Origin of the sequence: Streptomyces violascens (assembly GCF_014649955.1) — a bacterium.
GTDB lineage: Bacteria > Actinomycetota > Actinomycetes > Streptomycetales > Streptomycetaceae > Streptomyces > Streptomyces violascens.
This window is the reverse complement of the sequence record NZ_BMUA01000001.1, coordinates 518,083-533,976: the sequence shown is the minus strand read 5'-3', so window position 1 is coordinate 533,976 and position 15,894 is coordinate 518,083. Positions and strand designations below refer to the sequence as shown.

At 70.9% G+C, this 15,894-nt stretch carries 16 protein-coding genes, 1 pseudogene and 1 riboswitch; of the genes and pseudogenes, 11 read left to right on the top strand and 6 right to left on the bottom strand.

The genetic code is table 11. The features are described 5' to 3' along the window. Positions 1-176 precede the first annotated feature (176 nt). Complete coding sequence (locus IE206_RS02450) at positions 177-524, top strand: VOC family protein (protein WP_189960128.1); 348 nt, start codon at positions 177-179, stop codon at positions 522-524. Between the two features lie 31 nt (positions 525-555). Here IE206_RS02450 and IE206_RS02445 read toward each other — a convergent pair. Continuing rightward, positions 556-1,047 (bottom strand): annotated as a pseudogene (locus IE206_RS02445) (SDR family oxidoreductase); the annotation flags it as partial. Between the two features lie 23 nt (positions 1,048-1,070). Between IE206_RS02445 and IE206_RS02440 the strand changes: the two are divergent. Further along, on the top strand, positions 1,071-1,337 hold the full coding sequence (locus IE206_RS02440; RefSeq protein WP_226598824.1) for a TetR-like C-terminal domain-containing protein: 267 nt from the start codon (positions 1,071-1,073) through the stop codon (positions 1,335-1,337). Positions 1,338-1,347: 10 nt separating this feature from the next. On the opposite strand, the gene IE206_RS02435 is transcribed toward IE206_RS02440, so the two are convergent. Then, positions 1,348-1,890, bottom strand: coding sequence for a GNAT family N-acetyltransferase (locus IE206_RS02435; RefSeq protein WP_189960126.1), 543 nt, complete (start codon positions 1,888-1,890; stop codon positions 1,348-1,350). Between the two features lie 109 nt (positions 1,891-1,999). On the opposite strand from IE206_RS02435, the gene IE206_RS02430 reads away from it, so the two are divergent. After that, positions 2,000-2,653, top strand: coding sequence for a M15 family metallopeptidase (locus tag IE206_RS02430; protein WP_189960753.1), 654 nt, complete (start codon positions 2,000-2,002; stop codon positions 2,651-2,653). 7 nt (positions 2,654-2,660) lie between these two features. Here IE206_RS02430 and IE206_RS02425 read toward each other — a convergent pair whose 3' ends face one another. Then, complete coding sequence (locus IE206_RS02425) at positions 2,661-3,167, bottom strand: carboxymuconolactone decarboxylase family protein (RefSeq protein WP_189960124.1); 507 nt, start codon at positions 3,165-3,167, stop codon at positions 2,661-2,663. Positions 3,168-3,398: 231 nt separating this feature from the next. On the opposite strand from IE206_RS02425, the gene IE206_RS02420 reads away from it, so the two are divergent. The 7 genes from IE206_RS02420 to IE206_RS02390 all read left to right on the top strand — a co-directional run bounded on the left by IE206_RS02420 (position 3,399) and on the right by IE206_RS02390 (position 10,812). Continuing rightward, positions 3,399-3,638: a type II TA system antitoxin, ParD family gene (locus IE206_RS02420; protein WP_189960122.1), complete on the top strand. Its 240-nt coding sequence runs from the start codon at positions 3,399-3,401 to the stop codon at positions 3,636-3,638. Further along, complete coding sequence (locus tag IE206_RS02415; RefSeq protein ID WP_189960120.1) at positions 3,638-4,012, top strand: toxin Doc; 375 nt, start codon at positions 3,638-3,640, stop codon at positions 4,010-4,012. The genes IE206_RS02420 and IE206_RS02415 overlap by 1 nt, the downstream gene beginning before the upstream one ends. Positions 4,013-4,044: 32 nt before the next feature. Next, positions 4,045-4,131, top strand: a riboswitch (ZMP/ZTP riboswitch). Between the two features lie 25 nt (positions 4,132-4,156). Then, the gene (locus IE206_RS02410) at positions 4,157-5,017 is read left to right on the top strand and encodes a bifunctional 5,10-methylenetetrahydrofolate dehydrogenase/5,10-methenyltetrahydrofolate cyclohydrolase (protein WP_189960118.1); all 861 of its coding nucleotides are present in this window, start codon (positions 4,157-4,159) and stop codon (positions 5,015-5,017) included. Positions 5,018-5,354: 337 nt separating this feature from the next. Further along, positions 5,355-6,923, top strand: coding sequence for an oleate hydratase (locus tag IE206_RS02405; protein ID WP_189960116.1), 1,569 nt, complete (start codon positions 5,355-5,357; stop codon positions 6,921-6,923). Positions 6,924-7,059: 136 nt separating this feature from the next. Then, positions 7,060-7,413 carry a hypothetical protein gene (locus tag IE206_RS02400; protein WP_189960114.1) on the top strand — a complete coding sequence of 118 codons (354 nt, stop codon included), beginning with the start codon at positions 7,060-7,062 and terminating at the stop codon, positions 7,411-7,413. Between the two features lie 580 nt (positions 7,414-7,993). Next, on the top strand, positions 7,994-8,623 hold the full coding sequence (locus tag IE206_RS02395) for a TetR/AcrR family transcriptional regulator (protein ID WP_226598660.1): 630 nt from the start codon (positions 7,994-7,996) through the stop codon (positions 8,621-8,623). 140 nt (positions 8,624-8,763) lie between these two features. Next, on the top strand, positions 8,764-10,812 hold the full coding sequence (locus IE206_RS02390; protein ID WP_189960111.1) for a HelD family protein: 2,049 nt from the start codon (positions 8,764-8,766) through the stop codon (positions 10,810-10,812). Between the two features lie 206 nt (positions 10,813-11,018). Here the strand turns inward: IE206_RS02390 and IE206_RS02385 are convergent, their stop codons facing one another. Both IE206_RS02385 and IE206_RS02380 read right to left on the bottom strand, forming a co-directional pair. Next, positions 11,019-11,708 (bottom strand): response regulator, encoded by a 690-nt coding sequence (locus tag IE206_RS02385; protein ID WP_189960109.1) that lies wholly within the window; start codon positions 11,706-11,708, stop codon positions 11,019-11,021. Next, positions 11,705-12,916: a sensor histidine kinase gene (locus IE206_RS02380; RefSeq protein ID WP_226598659.1), complete on the bottom strand. Its 1,212-nt coding sequence runs from the start codon at positions 12,914-12,916 to the stop codon at positions 11,705-11,707. The genes IE206_RS02385 and IE206_RS02380 overlap by 4 nt, the downstream gene beginning before the upstream one ends. 148 nt (positions 12,917-13,064) lie before the next feature. Here IE206_RS02380 and IE206_RS02375 point away from each other — a divergent pair, with 148 nt between their 5' ends. Further along, positions 13,065-14,642: a nitrilase-related carbon-nitrogen hydrolase gene (locus IE206_RS02375; protein WP_226598657.1), complete on the top strand. Its 1,578-nt coding sequence runs from the start codon at positions 13,065-13,067 to the stop codon at positions 14,640-14,642. A gap of 61 nt (positions 14,643-14,703) precedes the next feature. Here the strand turns inward: IE206_RS02375 and IE206_RS02370 are convergent, their stop codons facing one another. Further along, a complete protein-coding gene (locus IE206_RS02370) occupies positions 14,704-15,879 on the bottom strand; it encodes an MFS transporter (RefSeq protein ID WP_189960750.1) in 1,176 nt (391 codons plus the stop codon). Between the last annotated feature and the right edge of the window lie 15 nt (positions 15,880-15,894).

Sequence of the window (15,894 nt, the reverse complement as noted above, 5' to 3'; positions counted from 1 at the left end):
AAGCGTATGGGGCGGTGCGCGCGGGAGGGGGCTCGCTCATGTGGCCCGCGCACATGCCGCGGCCGCCGCCGTCAGCGCTGCTCGGTCAGCTGGTCTCCCGGGCGATCTCCTCCCGCAGCGGGTCGTGCCGGGGAGCCAGGGCATGCGGCCCGCGCGGCCCTGCGGAAGGATGCCCCATGTCATTCACCCACGTCCTCGCCGTGGCCCCGGTGACCGAGATGGAAGTCTCCATGGCCTGGTACGAGCGGCTGCTCGGGAGGCCGCCCGACAAGAGGCCGATGCCCGGGCTCGCCGACTGGCACATCGCGCCGTCCGGCTGGGTGTCGGTGCTCCGGTCGCCGGAGCACGCCGGGTCGACACTGCTCAACCTCGTGGTCGACGACCTCGACAAGGCGATCGCGGACCTTGCCGAGTGGGGCATCACGGCCGGGAAGATCCAGCCGGGCTCCCAGAACGTGCGGTTCGCCGCCGTTCGCGACCCCGACGGCAACCGCGTCACGCTGATCGAGAATCCGGTGAGCTAGCGGGAGTTCCTGCCGTATTCGGCCTGGAGTCCTACCACGGGACCGTCTCGCCATGGCGGTCCAAGAACCGCAGGCCGGGCGCGCCGGTCTGCGCTTCGAGGACGTCGACGACGGCAGGGATGCTCTCCTTGGGGTTCAACGGAGCGTCGGGCCCGCCGAGTCGGGTCCGGTTGTGGCCCGGGTCGATGAGCGGCTTGGTGTGTCCGTCGTCGGCATGACGGGTGGCGTAACTGCGCATCAGCTGGTTGAGCGCGGCCTTGCTCGCCTTGTAGAGCTCGTGGCCGTCCTCCGTATTGAGCGAGATGCTGCCCCGCTCGGAGGACATGACCGCGACGGTTCCGCCGGGTGCGACGAGTCCGCACAGGGCCTCTAGCGTGCGCAATGGGCTCAGCGCGTTGGTGACCATCACCTCGGTGAACGTCTCGGTCGGGACCTCGTCGATGGGCAGGTCGCCCCGGTCGATCGCGGCGTTGACGAAGAGCAGATCGAGCCGGTCGCCGTCCGGACGGCCTTCCAGGCGCTCCGCGCGACCCCGCCGGCAAGGTCCTGCTCGCGCTCATCGCGCAGGCGCAGCACGATCCCGACACGGCCAAGAGCCTCCACAAGCGCTATCTCGGTCCACGCCGCACACTGGAACGCGACATGCTGGCGCGGGCGATCGAGGCGGGGGAGATCTCCCCCGAGCTCGGTCCCGACGCCACGATGGACGCCCTGGTCGGCCCGATCGTCTACCGCGCCCTGACGGGGGCGAGCATCCCCCGCGGCCTGGTGGACGCGCTGGTGGACGGTCTGCTCAGGCCCCGCCCGAACTGAGCATCCGGTCTCAGCCGGACATCCTTCCCGAGGCGCCGGACTCCGCACCCGGCCGTCGCACCATGAACACGTCGACGGGATCCTCGGTCTCCACGGTGAACCCGTGCCGCTCGTACAGGCGCCGCGCGGCGCTGCCCCGCAGGACGTTCAGGCGGACGTCCACGCCATCGGCGTCGGCCCGGTTCAGCACGGTGCGCAGGACGGCCGATCCGAGCCCCCGGCCCTGAAGGTCCGGAGAGAGAAAGAAGTGCTCCAGCCACTGGCAGTCCTCGGCCGGGCGCAGCGCGACACAGCCCGCGAAGGCGCCGTCGGCCAGGACGATCGACATGTGCTCCGGGACGAACGCGTCCCGGAACCGCTGCCGGACCCGATGCTCGTCGAACCGGCCGAGCCGCTCCAGGTCCGGCCGCATCACCACGGCCCGCAGCTCCACGATGGGCTCGACATCCGCCGGTACCGCAGCACGCAGCGCCCATTGCGCCGACCGGCCCGCCCCGGCCCCACGCAGCGCCTGACCGGGCGATCTGCCGCCCGCCCCCGTACTCGTCTCCATGGCCGGAGTATCTCAACGGCCCCCTGCGGGCCCGCACGCGGGATCGGTCACCCGCTGCCGGCTCCGGGGAGATCGGGCTCCGGGAGATGATCTCCGCATGAGCGACTCGATGAGCCAGGTCGTCCTGATGTCGGATCCGCGGGTCGCGGCCGTCCCGCTGCAGGAGTGCGGTGAGCCGCTGGTGGACGTCCGCCGCGGCGGCGCCCTCATGGTCGACGTACGCCTCCAGGACGCCGAGAGCGCGTTCGCGCACCTGCGGAAGGGGGTCCATGAACGCCTGCTGCACGCACAGGAGTTGCTCCCCGGAGGCCTGCGCCTGCTCTTCGTCGAGGGGTACCGCCCGCTCTCGCTGCAGCGGACGTACTTCGAGGAGTACGTGGAAGAACTGCGGGCGCTGCACCCGGAGTGGCCCGCCGAGCAGGTCCACGCGGCGGCGAGCCGGTACGTGTCCCCGCCCGGGATCGCGCCGCACAGTGCGGGTGCGGCAGTCGATCTGACCCTCGCCGATGCGGAGGGACGCGAGCTCGACCTGGGCACCCGGATGAACGCGTCCCCGGAGGAGAGCGCGGGCGCCTGCTACACCGAGGCCGGCGCCATCGGTGCCGAGGCCCGCGAGCGCCGGGGGATCCTGGGATCCGCCCTGACGGCCGCGGGCCTGGTGAACTACCCCACCGAGTGGTGGCACTGGTCGTTCGGAGACCGCTACTGGGCGCTGGCGTCGGGGGAGCCGTTCGCCCCGTACGGGCCTCGGGAGTTGCGCTGAGGGGCGGTCAGTTCCAGGGGTCGGTGAAGGACCGTCCGGGCACCGGCTTGGCGATGAGGGCCACGGCGATGAAGAAGTTGACCTGCCCGATGGCGAACATCAAGGTGGCCAGCGCCTTGGGCTCGTAGTGCTCGGCCGCCTGCGCGTAGAGCTCGTCCGGGACGCGTTCGCCGTGTGCGGCCGGCTGGAGGGCGGCCTCCACGAGGGCCAGTGCGGCACGTTCCTCACCGGTGAAGTAGGGCGAGTCCTGCCAGGACGCCACCGACGTGATCCGCTCCTCCGGCTCCCCGGCCTTGCGCAGGAACCCGGTGTGCAGCACGGTCAGGTAGGTGCTGCCGACGATCTGCCCCGCACGCAGCTGGATCAGGCTGATGGTGGCGCGCGGCACCGAGCCGTTGCCGGTGACCTTGAACAGCGCCGCCGATACCTGAGCCAGCTCCGGGACGAGCTGTGCGGGGTCCTCGGACATACGGGGAACCATCGGTACTTCCGCGGTGATCGAGCGAGTCTCCATGACCATCTCCTCAAGTCTTTCGCATTGCTGTCGCGCATCGATGTCGTGCGCTGCTTGCTGTCACTGCTCTGACGGATCGCGGCGGAGAAATGTGACCGAGGGGCGGACGGGGGCGGACCGGCGGGCGGCAATATGCTCCCGCGCCTAGCCCGCGCGGGGCTCTGACCTGGGAGAACAGGTACTCAGCCCGGCCCCGTAGCCGAGCAGGTACCAACTAGGTACCATCGAGGTATGCCGTCCTTGAACATCACCTTCACCGACGAGGAACTGGAAGCGGTCCGGGCCGCCGCGGCCGCCGACGGGAAATCGCTCAAGCAGTACGTCCACGACCTGCCCCTGCGCGAACAGCAGCGCCTGCAGTTCGTCCGGTACGCGCTCTCCTGGGGAGAGCGGCAGCGCGCCGAATTCGACGAGGCCTTTCCCGACGAGGCGCCGCCAGGCTCGCACAGCGAGGGGATGGATGCCGCCTGATGGTCCTCTACATCGACGTCCCGTGGCTCCTCGACGTCCAGGAGCAGGCTGTCCCGGAAGACGTGAGCGTCGCCGACTACTCGGCCCTGGTCGCCGCGGTAGCCCGCCACAAGACCCGCATCCCCCGCCCGGCCACCGCCGACCCCGAACCCTCCTGGCGGGCCGCGGCGTTGCTGCACACCCTGGTACGGCTGCAACCGCTGCCGCACCGCAACAGCCTCTACGCGTGCCAGGTGACGGCCGCCTACATGTACGCGTCGGGCGAGGGCATCGACCCGCCGTACGGTGCGATGGTCGACCTCGTACGGGACATCCAGGCGGGGAAGGTGAGCGTGTACCAGGCCGCGGAGCGCATCCGGGCCTGGCGCATCTGACGGGGCCCTGTGAACTCCCATCCGCTAGGCTGGAGTTGGGCCGTGACTGGCGCTTGGGTGGAGTACCACCGGGGAGCGGCCCGGCACTTCTGCCGATGCCGCGCGCCTGGGCAACTCACTGCGAGGCTCAGGAGTGACCGGTACATGAATCAGACACGGACATCACGACCGATGGACGGCACGGGCCTGGCCCGCCGCATCATCGACACCAGTGCCGCGACCGCCGCGGACATTCGTGGCCGTACGGGTACGGCCCCCTGCCTGGCCACCGTGCTGGTGGGCGAAGACCCGGCCTCGGTGACCTATGTACGGATGAAGCGCGCCCGGTGCGAGAAGGCGGGCATCAGGTCGCGGCATGTGGCCTTGCCCGCCTCGATCAGCACCAGTGCCCTGACCGAGAAGATCACCGAGCTCTCGGACGACCCCGCAGTGCACGGCATTCTGCTGCAGCACCCCGTCGGCCGCCACATCGACGAGCGCGCTGCCTTCGAGGCCATCGCCCCGGACAAGGACGTCGACGGCGTGACCACGCACTCCTTCGCGGCGATGAGCTTCGGCCTGCCGGGCTTCGTGTCGTGCACGCCGGGAGGAATCATGCGGCTGCTCGACGAGTACGGCGTGGAACCGGCCGGCAAGCACGCGGTCGTGGTGGGCCGCAGCCCCATCCTGGGCAAGCCCGCCGGCATGCTCCTCCTCGGGCGGAACGCCACGGTCACGTACTGCCACTCACACACATCCGGCCTGTCCGACATCGTCCGGCAGGCCGACATCCTGGTGGCCGCGGTGGGCCGGCCGCACTTCATCACCGGTGCGGACATCAAGCCGGGCGCGGTGGTGGTCGACGCGGGCTACCACCCGGGCAACGTCGGCGACGTGGATCACGCCTCCGCGCGAGACCGAGCCGCCTTGATCACCCCGGTACCGGGCGGGGTGGGGCCGATGACCATCGCCGTGCTCCTCGCTCAAACGGTGGAGGCGGCGGGGCGGCAGCTCGGCGTGAACTGATCGTCGAGTGTGGCCTGGGGCCGGCTCGTCGAAGGGGGAGCCCGCCCTGAGCGCCTACGCCGGCGGCTGCTGGTGGGTGATGCGGGGAACGGCGGGCGACCCGCGGTGTGCGGTTGCTCCGGGCGGGCGGGGGCGGGCCTTCGGTGCGGTGACTTGTCCGGCACCAGGATGCGCTGCGCCCTGATGCGTCAGGACTCGTCGACTTCGGCGCGTGGGAATGCAGTCGTAAATAGGCCAGATTGCGCAACAAGGCGCATTCCGTGCATATCACCTATCGTCGGGAACCCGGCGCCGCCCGGGTCCGGGGGCTCGGAGAGCTGACGAAGGAGAGCGGATCGTGGCGAAGGCGTACCTGGTGGGGAGCGGAATCGCGGCGCTGTCGGCGGCGGCGTTCTTGATGCGGGACGGCGGGTTCGCCGGATCGGACATCGTCCTTCTGGAGGAGCAGGACCGGGAGGGAGGGAGCCTGGACGCGGCGGGTTCGCCCGAGACCGGCTACACGATGCGTGGCGGCCGCATGTTCGAGATCCACTTCGACTGCACCTACGACCTCCTGAGCTCGATCCCCTCCCTGGACGACCCGTCGAAGTCGGTCACGCAGGACACGTTCGCCTTCCACGACGACTTCGCGTGGGACGACCACGCCCGGCTGGTCGACGCGGCGGGCAAGGTGGTGGCCTCGCACTCCATGGGCTTCTCCGAGCGTGACCGCCTGGAGTTGGTCAAGTGCGTGGCCACCCCCGAGAGCCACCTCGACGGCAAGCGCATCACCGACTGCTTCGGCCCCGAGTTCTTCACCACCGGCTTCTGGTGGATGTGGTGCACCACCTTCGCCTTCGAACCGTGGCACAGTGCCATCGAGTTCCGCCGCTACCTGAACCGCTTCGTGCATCTCTTCAAGACGTTCGACAGCATGTCGGGCATCTACCGGACCCGGTTCAACCAGTTCGACTCGATCGTCCGGCCCCTGCTGAAGTGGCTGACCGACCAGGGTGTGACCCTCCAACTCGGCACCCGGGTGACCGATGTGCGCCTTGCCGAAGGCGACGCGCTCACCGCGACCGGTCTCACCTGGACCAGGGGCGGGAAGAGCGAGGACATCGCCCTGGGCCCGGACGACCTGGTCATGGTCACCAACGGCTCGATGACGGCGAACTCCACGCTGGGTTCCACCGACAGCGTCCCCGTCCTGGACACCTCCGGCTCCAGCGGATCCTGGAAGCTGTGGGAAACCCTCGCCGCCAAACGCCCCGGCCGACTGGGCACCCCGTCAACGTTCAACACGTCTGTCACGGACTCGACTTGGGAGTCCTTCACCGTCACCACCAAGGACCCCACCTTCTTCAAACTGATGGAGGAGTTCAGCGGCAGCGAGGCGGGCAAGGGTGGTCTGATCACGTTCAAGGACTCCAGCTGGCTGCTGACCATCGTTCTCAACCACCAGCCGCACTTCCGCGAGCAGCCCGACGACACCTTCGTCTGGTGGGGCTACGCCCTGTTCCCCGACAGGGAGGGCGACTTCGTCAAGAAGGCGATGGCGCAGTGCACCGGCGCCGAGATCCTGGACGAGGTGCTCCAGCACCTGCGCTTCGAGCAGGGCCCGCAGATCCTTGCCAACTCGATCGTCATCCCGGCCCTGATGCCGTACATCACCAGCCAGTTCCTCGTACGCAGCCGGGGCGACCGCCCCGAAGTCGTACCCGAGAAGTCCACCAACCTGGCCTTCATCGGCCAGTTCGCCGAGGTCCCCGACGACGTGGTGTTCACGGTCGAGTACTCGGTACGCACGGCCTGGACCGCGGTGGCGGGTCTCCTGAACCTGAACAAGCAGCCGCCGCCCGTCTACAAGGGGCAGCACAATCCCAGGGTCCTGGTCGAGGCGCTCGAAACGCTGCACCGGCGTTGAGGGGGAGGCTGAGGCCGGCGGCGGTCGGTCCGTAGGCGGGAACGGAAACTCCGTGTCGCTGCGGCTGGACTGCCGGTACCGTCTGGTCACCCGGGCGGCCACATCCGAGGTCTGCCGTGTCGAGAAAGCAGCTCCTATGACCAGCCGGCAAGCTACGACGACTTTGTGGCGCCCGACCGGGCCCAAGGAGCTGGACCTGGTCCGCGAGCTGGACTGGCGAGGCTGGCCGCCCCGGCTGCCGGAGCAGCCCATCTTCTATCCGGTCCTCAACGAGGACTACGCGGTGAAGATCGCGCGGGACTGGAACGTCACTCACGACGGCGCGGGCTTCGTGACCCGCTTCGAGGTCGATTCGGAGTTCCTGCGCCGGTATCCCGTACAGCAGGTGGGCGGGCGGACGATCCTTGAGCTGTGGGTACCGGCTGAGGAGCTCGAGGAGTTCAACGCCCATATCGTAGGCAGGATTCAGGTGGTCCGTGAGTTCCGATGAGCACGCCGGGTGGCCCGCGGGCCGTGGGTGGCTGGTCGCGCAATTCTCCGCGGCCCCAACGGGGTCGTCCTTGCCAGAGTGCCCCTGACGGCAGGCCCGGCCCGTCGGGCTGCCACGAACGTCGGCCTCCTCCGGCCCGTCCGGCTATCACGAGCGTTCGCCTCCTCCGGCCCGTCGGGGGATGACAGACATCAGCCTCCTCCAGCCTGCCGGGTGAGGACAGACGCCGGCTTCCTCCTACCCGTCCGGCGTTGACGGACGTCGGCCCACCTTCTGCCCGTCCGGCGGTCACGGACCTTGGGTTCACCCGGGCCATCCGGCTGCGACGGAGTCGCGCCCGACTCCAGCCCGTCCGGCGTTTGAGGACGAGCGCCTTTCGGGCGCGAACGGGGTCTGGGGCGGAGCCCCAGGTCACGACTGCCGAGCCGCACCCGAACGACATCCCCCCGGCGGGTTTCGGGAAGGGGCGGGGCGGGGCATCCCGGGGTCTGGGGCGGAGCCCCAGCGCACCCCGCCCGCCCGTTGAGCCGGCCCTCCAGCAGGGAGGCGACCCCCGGACCGGGCCACGTACGCTCGTGCCATGGGTAGCGAGATGGGTTTGCGCGAACGCAAGAGGCAGCAGACGTACGAGGCGGTCTCGGAAACGGCCATCGCGCTGTTCCTGGAGCGCGGCTTCGACAAGGTCTCCGTCGCCGAGGTCGCCGCGGCCGCCGGGATCTCCAAGCCGACCCTGTTCCGGTACTTCCCCGCCAAGGAGGACCTCGTACTGCACCGGTTCGCCGACCACGAGGACGAGGCGGCTCGTGTCGTCGCGGCAGGCCGGGCCGAGGGGACCGCGCCGCTGCCCGCCCTGCGCGCCCACTTCCGCGAGGGACTGGAGCGCCGCGACCCGGTGACGGGGCTGTGCGACAACCCCCACGTGCGCGCCTACTACGGCCTGCTGTACGGCACGCCGAGCCTGGTGGCCCGGCTGTACGGGTACCAGGAGAGGTCGGAACAGGCGCTGGCCGCCGAGCTCGGCGGAGGGCTCGGCGCGCGGATCGCAGCCGGCCAGATCATCGCCGTACGGCGGATCCTCGCGGAGGAGAACTGGCGCCGGATCGTGGCGGGGGAGAGCGAGCGGGCGCTGTACCCGGAGGCGGTACGGGCGGCGGACCGGGCGTTCGCGCAGCTGGCGGAAGGGCTGGGAGCCGAATACGGGGAGGCGTGACTCGCCCCCCGGGCACCTCCTGGCGCCCCAGGCCCCTCCCGCCCCTCGGATCGCCCTCCCGCTGCCCATGTCGCGGCGCCTCCCCACCCCCATTCGTTACCGAGTAAAAAATGTAACCTGGTTGCGTTATCCTGGTCGACATGAAGGCACTCGACCGGGAACTCGACCACGAGCGGACCTACCACGACAGCTGCCGAGCGGCCCTGACCGCCATGGCCGAGGGCGCAGGGCATCGCGTCGTCATCGGCGAGAACGCATTCGCCTCCGGTGCCGACGCCGAAGTGCTCGGCTATCAACTCCGCAGCTGGGCCAAGGAGTTGAGGGAGATGCCGGAAGGGCCGCTGTTCTTCGGGCGGCTCGACTTCGACGCGGCGGCCGGCGGTGACCACGCCGGCCAGAGCTATCACATCGGCCGCCGCCGCATCAGTGAGCACCCCTCCGCCCCGCCCCTCGTCGTCGACTGGCGGGCGCCCGTCTCGCGCCGCTTCTACCAGGCCAGCGCACGTGACCCCCAAGGTGTCGCGGTCCGCCGGCGGTTCGGCTGGGCGCAGGGGAGCTCCGGCGGCGCCGAGGACCTGACCGGGCTTGAGGACGAGCGCCTGGTGGCGGGGGAGGTGCGGGGCGCCAGCGCCATCCTCGCCGGGGAGATCGAGCGCCCCCGCGTGGGTCCCATGCGGGACATCGCGGCGACCATCCAGCCCGAGCAGGACGACCTCGTACGCTCCGAACTGGCCGAATCCGTCTGCGTACAGGGCGCCCCGGGCACCGGCAAGACCGCCGTCGGCCTGCACCGGGCGGCGTACCTCCTCTACACCTACCCGCAGCGCATCCAGCGCCGCGGCCTGCTGGTGCTCGGCCCCAACCGCACCTTCCTCTCGTACGTCCGCGAGGTCCTCCCCGCGCTCGGCGAGTACGACATCCGTCAGTCGACCGTCGACGAGGAGGTCGTGCGCGGAACGCGCGGCCGCGAGGTGCGGGCCGTCGACGAACCGGAGGCGGCGGTCGTCAAGCACGACGTGCGGATGGCCGAGGTTGTGCGACACGCCTTGTACGGGCGCATTGCGCAACCCGTCAACTCCCTTGCGCTGCGGGAGGGTTCGTACACCTGGCGGGTCTCCCGGAGTGAGCTCGCGGCGATCGTCGCGGCGGTACGGGCCGAGGCACCGCCGTACGCCGTCGGGCGGGAGCGGGTGCGCAGCCGGGCGGTCCGGGCGATCCAGCTCCAGGCGGAACGGCGGGCCGGGCCCATGAACAACACCTGGCTCCAGAAGATCGCCAGGGCGCGCCCGGTGACCGAGTTCGTCGACACGGTGTGGCCGAAGGCGAAGCCGGAAGAGGTGCTTGCCGAGCTGTTCACGGACCCCGACGCGCTGGCCGCGGCGGCCGACGGCACTCTCGATCCGGAGGAACAGAAGGCACTCCTGTGGGGGAAGCGGCCCCGCTCGTGGAAGTCCGCGAAGTGGTCGGCGGCCGATCTGGTGCTGCTCGACGAGGTGGCGGGCCTGATCGAGCACCCCGAGGGGTACGGGCACATCGTCGTCGACGAGGCTCAGGACCTGTCCCCGATGCAGTGCCGGGCGATCGCCCGGCGCGCGGTGTTCGGCTCGCTGACGGTGCTCGGCGACCTGGCTCAGGGCACCACCCCGTGGGCGGCCCGCGGCTGGTCCGCGCAGCTCGCCCATCTGGGCAAGCCGGGCGCCGAGGTGGTGCCGCTGACGACGGGGTTCCGGGTGCCGGCCGCGATCGTGGAGCTGGCCAACCGGCTGCTCCCCGCGCTCGACGTGGACGTACCGTCCGGTCAATCCCTGCGCAGGGACGGCGAGTTGAGGTACCGCAGCGCTGCGACGCCGCAGGAGCTGGCTGAAGCGGCGGTCGATGCGGTGCGGGCGGCGCTGGACCGGGAGGGCTCGGTGGGCGTGATCGCGGGCGACCGCGATGTGCCCGCATTGGGCGCGGCCCTGGAGGCGGCCGGCCTGGACGCGGCGGCCGCGGCCCGGGTCACGCTGCTGCCCGCCACCCTCGCCAAGGGCCTCGAATACGACCACGTCGTGGCCGTCGAGCCGGCCGAGATCGCGGCTGCCGAGGAGCGCGGCCTGCACCGGTTGTACGTGGTCCTGACGCGGGCCGTCTCGGGCTTGGAGATCGTCCACAGCAGGCCGCTGCCGCGGGAGCTGGAGCGAGTGGGGTGAGTTCGGCATGCCGGGTGCCGCGTGCCGGGTGCCGGGTGCCGGGGCGACGCGGCCGGTTCGGGGGATCGGGTGTCCTCGGTGCGGCGGAGCCCGCCCCGGAGGGGGGCTCGCGGCAGGTCCACCGCCGGGCTGTCAGCTGATGGTGAGGGTGTTCGGCGTGCTCGCTGGGCTCCCAAGTCCATGAAAATCGACGCCGGTCGGTCGGATCAGACGAGGCCTTCCCGGTGGGCGAGCACCGCGGCCTGAACCCGGTTCTCCAGGCCGAGCCGGGTGAGGATGCGGTTGACGCGGCTCTTCACGTTCCCCTCGGTGAGGTCGAGGGCCGCGGCGATCCGGGCGTTGGACAGGCCCCGGGCGACCAGTACGAGAACTTGGAGCTCGCGCTCGGTCAGTAGATCCGCCGGCTCGCCCTCGCGCAGCGCGGGGACGGGGACCGGGGCGTTGGGCAGCAGCGCGGCCGGCAGGGCGGTGACGGTGTCGATCAGGCGGCGCGTGACGCTGGGAGCAAGTACCGCCTCCCCGTTGGCAGTTGAGCGGATGGCCTGGGCGAGCAGGTCGGGAGGGCTGTTCTTCAGAAGGAACCCGACGGCCCCCGCCCGCAGCGCGGCATGCACGTACTCGTCCAGGTCGAACGTGGTCAGCACAAGGACACGCGGTGCCGGGCCCGGTCCGGGCCAGCACGTGGTGATGCGCCGCGTGGCCTCCACGCCGGTCGTGCCGGGCATGCGGACGTCCATCAATACGACATCGGGCCGGAGCTCGACGGCGCGGGCGACGGCCTGCTCCCCGTCGGCCGCCTCGCCGACGACCGACAGGTCCTCTCGGCGGTCGATGACCAGCCGGAGGCCGGTGCGGACCATCTCCTGGTCGTCGACGAGCAGCACGCGGACGGTCATGCGCCCGCCTCCGCCGGCTGGGGCGCCTTCGCGAGGAGAACCGCGTACAGCCGCCAGCCGCCGTCCTCGCGCGGCCCGGCCTCCAGCACGCCGTCGAAGGCCGCGACACGTTCCCTCATGCCGATGAGCCCGCGTCCGGTCCCGCGCACAGGTGAGTGTCCCGGTGGCGCCGGCTCGTTCGCGACCTCGATCGTGAGACGGGAGTCGTCACCGCCCACCGTGACCCGCACCCCGACGGGGCCGGCGTGTTTGACGACGTTCGTCAGCGCCTCCTGGACGATCCGGTAGGCCGAGATCCGCAGACCCGCAGGGAGCCCGGCCCCTGTCGGGACGTCCGACACGTATGTCACTCGGCAGCCTGCCGCCGTCGCCGCGTCGATGAGCGGTTCGAGATGGTCGAGGGACGGTTCGGGAGCGAGCTCCCGTTCACGGAACGACAGCAGCCCCAGGACGCGCCGCATCTCGATGAGCGCGGTATCGGCGGTCCGCGCGATGAGACCGGCGCAGTGCACCGCCTCGGCGGGGACGGAGCCGGGTGTCATGACGTCCTCGGCGGCGCGTGCCTGGACGGCGATGGCACTGACGTGGTGGGCCACCACATCGTGCAGGTCCCGGGCGATGCGGGCGCGCTCGGTGACCACCGCCTGCCGGGCGTTGAGTTCCTGCTCGGCCCTGAGGCGCCCATTGAGCTCACGCAGGCGTTCCGCGTCGGCGCCGATCCTGCGCCTGCTGCAGCCCAGAAGCCAGGCGAGGCCGAAGAAGAACACGAAGGTCGTCGTGCTGATCGGCTCCAGTGATCCCGGGCGAGGGACTTCCCAGTGCCCGGTGAGCGCATCGGCCGCGGTGGTGGACGCCAGGCACAGCAGCGTTCCCGGCAGGCTTGCCGGGACCGGAGCGTAGCGGGCCGCGGCATACACGCCGATCATGAGCAGGAACGGGCCGGGTATGCGGCCCTGAACCGGACTGAGCACCTGAAACGCCACGTACAGGCAGGTCATCGCCGCCAGGACGGCAAGCGGACGCGTCCGCCTCCACAGCAGCGGAACGGTCTGCGCTCCCCACAGAGCCACCCCCCAGCCGGCCGGCGCCGGTGTGCGGTCCAGCACGGTGGCCACGTCGAACAACGTCAGACCGCCGCCCAGCGCGACGTCCGTCAGACGTGGCCGGTCGGCTATCCATCGCCGCGCGGCTCGTGGCGCGGCTTTCACGGTGATGACCATCTCGGTCCGTCAGGCTAGACGAACGTGTTGCCCGGCGGATCGTCCCCCGGTCGCGCATCGATAGTTGCGTGGGTGCGCGGGAGATCGCCGTGGAGACGGACGTGCCAGGGGGAGAGGCCCGCCTAGCGTTTTCGCCATGACGAACCTCCCCCCGGCCGATCCCCTCGCCGCCCCGACGGCGCAGCCTCCGCACAACGCAACGCCCATGACCAACTCCTCTGGAAAACAAGGGGGTTCGGCCACACTCCTCCGATACGGGCTGCTGGTGCTCGGCACGGGCACGATGCTGTTCGCGGTGGGCGGGCGGTGGGACATCGCGGCCGCGGCATGGATCTTCCCCGTGCTCCTGCTCCGCTTCGCCCGCCTGAGCCGAGTGTGGTCCGCAACGCTGTGGATCTGGCTGGCACACATCGCTGCCGCCGTCTTCTGGATCCAGGAGTCGCAGCTCGGCCTCAACCCCGTCGCCGTCGTGGGCGCGATCGCACTCGCCGCGCTGCAGACGCTGCCGTTCCTGGCCGACAGACTGCTGGCCGGCCGGCTGCGCCCGGCGGTGGCGGCCCTCGCCTTCCCCGCGGCGTTCGCCGCCACCGAGTTCCTGATCACCCTGGTGACCCCGCTCGGCACGGCGTACGGCTGCCTGGCCGTCACGCAGTACGGCGACCTCCCGCTTCTGCAGGTCGTCTCGGTCACCGGGCCGTGGGGGATCGGGTTCCTGATCGGCTACTTCGCGAGTACCGCCAACCGGATCTGGGAGCGGCCCGCGTGGCGCGGCGCCGTGGTGTACTCGACGGTGCTGCTGACTGTTGTGCTCGCCGGCGGAGCCCGGCTCGCCTTCGCTCCGTCGGCGGGTCCGACCGTGCGGATCGCCGGGGTGAGCCCCAGCCGGACCGTCACCGAAGCCCTCCGCACCGCGCTCGCGCGGATCGACGGCGGGCCGGCCGACATCGCCGCCGCGCCCGCCTCGGAGGTGGAGCCCGCGATGACCGCCGTCGAGAACGACCTGCTCGAAGCCACCCGGCGCGAAGCCGCCGCCGGAGCGAAGATCGTGATCTGGCCGGAGGAGGCCGTGCGGACCCAGGAGTCCCACGCGCCCGCCGCCATAGCGGCCGCACAGGAGCAGGCCCGCCGGTCCGGGATCTACCTGGAGATCGGCGTCCGCGTCTACAGCACGACCGCTCCCGCCTTCGGACGCGACGAGGCGCTGCTCATCGACCCCCACGGCACGGTGCTGTGGACCTACCAGAAGGCGCACCCCATCCCCGGCTCGGAGAAGTACACGCCGGGCGACGGCCGCGTGCCCGTCGCCGACACTCCGTACGGCCGCATCGCCAACGTCATCTGCTACGACGCCGACTTCCCCGCGATGATGCGTACGCGGGCCGACATCATGCTGGTCCCCTCGGCCGACTGGAGGGAGTACGGCGGACCGCACACCGCGAAGGCGAGCCTGCGGGCCATCGAGGGTGGCTACGCGCTGGTGCGGCAGGACGCGCAGGGGGTTTCGACCGCCTACGACAACAAGGGCCATGTCCTCGCCACCACCGACTACTTCACGACGGCTCAGCAGACGATGGTGGCCTACGTGCCCACGCGCGGCGTCACCACGATCCTCGACCGGATCGGAGACACCTTCGCCTGGCTCTGCCTGACCGGCGTGGCCGCGCTGACGGCCGTGGCGGTGGTGCGATCCCGGCGTCGTACGACTGACGGCTGAGGGATGCGATGGGTGGCGGGGGCCGAACCGAAGCTGGGCCGGCCCGCAGGGAGGGGCGCCCTCAATCGACAGGCCGGCTCGTCCTCATGCGGGCGTACGCGTACACGCAGCCGGCCAGGGCCAGGTCGGACAGGAGCATGAAGCCGATCGAGTACGAGTCCTTCGCGCTGTAGATCGCGCCCATGACCAGGGGCGGGACGAAGCCGCCGAGGCCTCCCATCGCTCCGACAATGCCGGTCACGCTGCCCACTTGGGGCTGTGGTGTCACCTGGGAGACCAGGGCGAAGACGCTGCCGCTGGCCGTACCCAGCCCGGCGCCCATGCACAGCAGGGCGATGGTGCCGCCGGGGTACAGCGTGGGGTCGAAGGCCTGCACGATCGCCAGCAGCGCCACGAAGCCGAGCGCGGCGGCCGTGACCAGCGCGGGGTGGATGCGGTCCGACAGCCAGCCGCCGATGGGCCGGAAGACGACCGTGGCCAGGGCGAACCCTGCCGCCTTGGAGCCCGCGTCCGTGGGCGACAGTGCGTACCAGGTCTTGAGATACGTGGGCAGGTACACGCCGAACGCGACGATCCCGCCGAACCCGATCGCGTACAGCGCGGACAGCTCCCACGTCACGCGCAGCCGACCCGCCTGCCCGAGCCGCGAGACGAGTGAGGCCGTGGGCACGGGCCGGTCCGGCCGGTCCGTGATCAGCAGCGCCGCAAGCACGGCGTACGCGGCGAGGGCGATCGCGACGACCAGGAAGGGAACGTGATAGCCGTGCTTGGCGATCCGGGGCGTGAGGTACCCGGACAGGGCCACGCCGCCCATGCCCATGCCGAACACGCCGAGTGCGAAGCCCCGTTTGCTGGGCGGGAACCAGGAGTTGACCAGGGGAATGCCGATCGCGAAGGTCGTGCCGCCCAGGCCGAGGAGAAAGCCGACCACGAGCATCAGGCCGTAGCTGTCGCGCGCCGGGATCAGCAGGAGGACCGGCACGATGGTCAGCGCGGACATCAACGGGAACATCAGCTTCGCGCCGTAGCGGTCGGTCAGCGCACCCACCGGAACCCGGCCGAGCGAACCGACGAGCACCGGGACGGCCACGAGCAGCGACTGCTGCAGCGAACTGAGGTGCAGCCGGTCCTTGTAATCACCGGCCAGGGGCGCGATCAGATCCCACGCCCAGAACGTCAGGGTGAACCCGACCGTCGCCATCGCCAGATTGCGGTACGCGGCGGCAGGCGGCTTCATTTCGCTGTGCGCGGC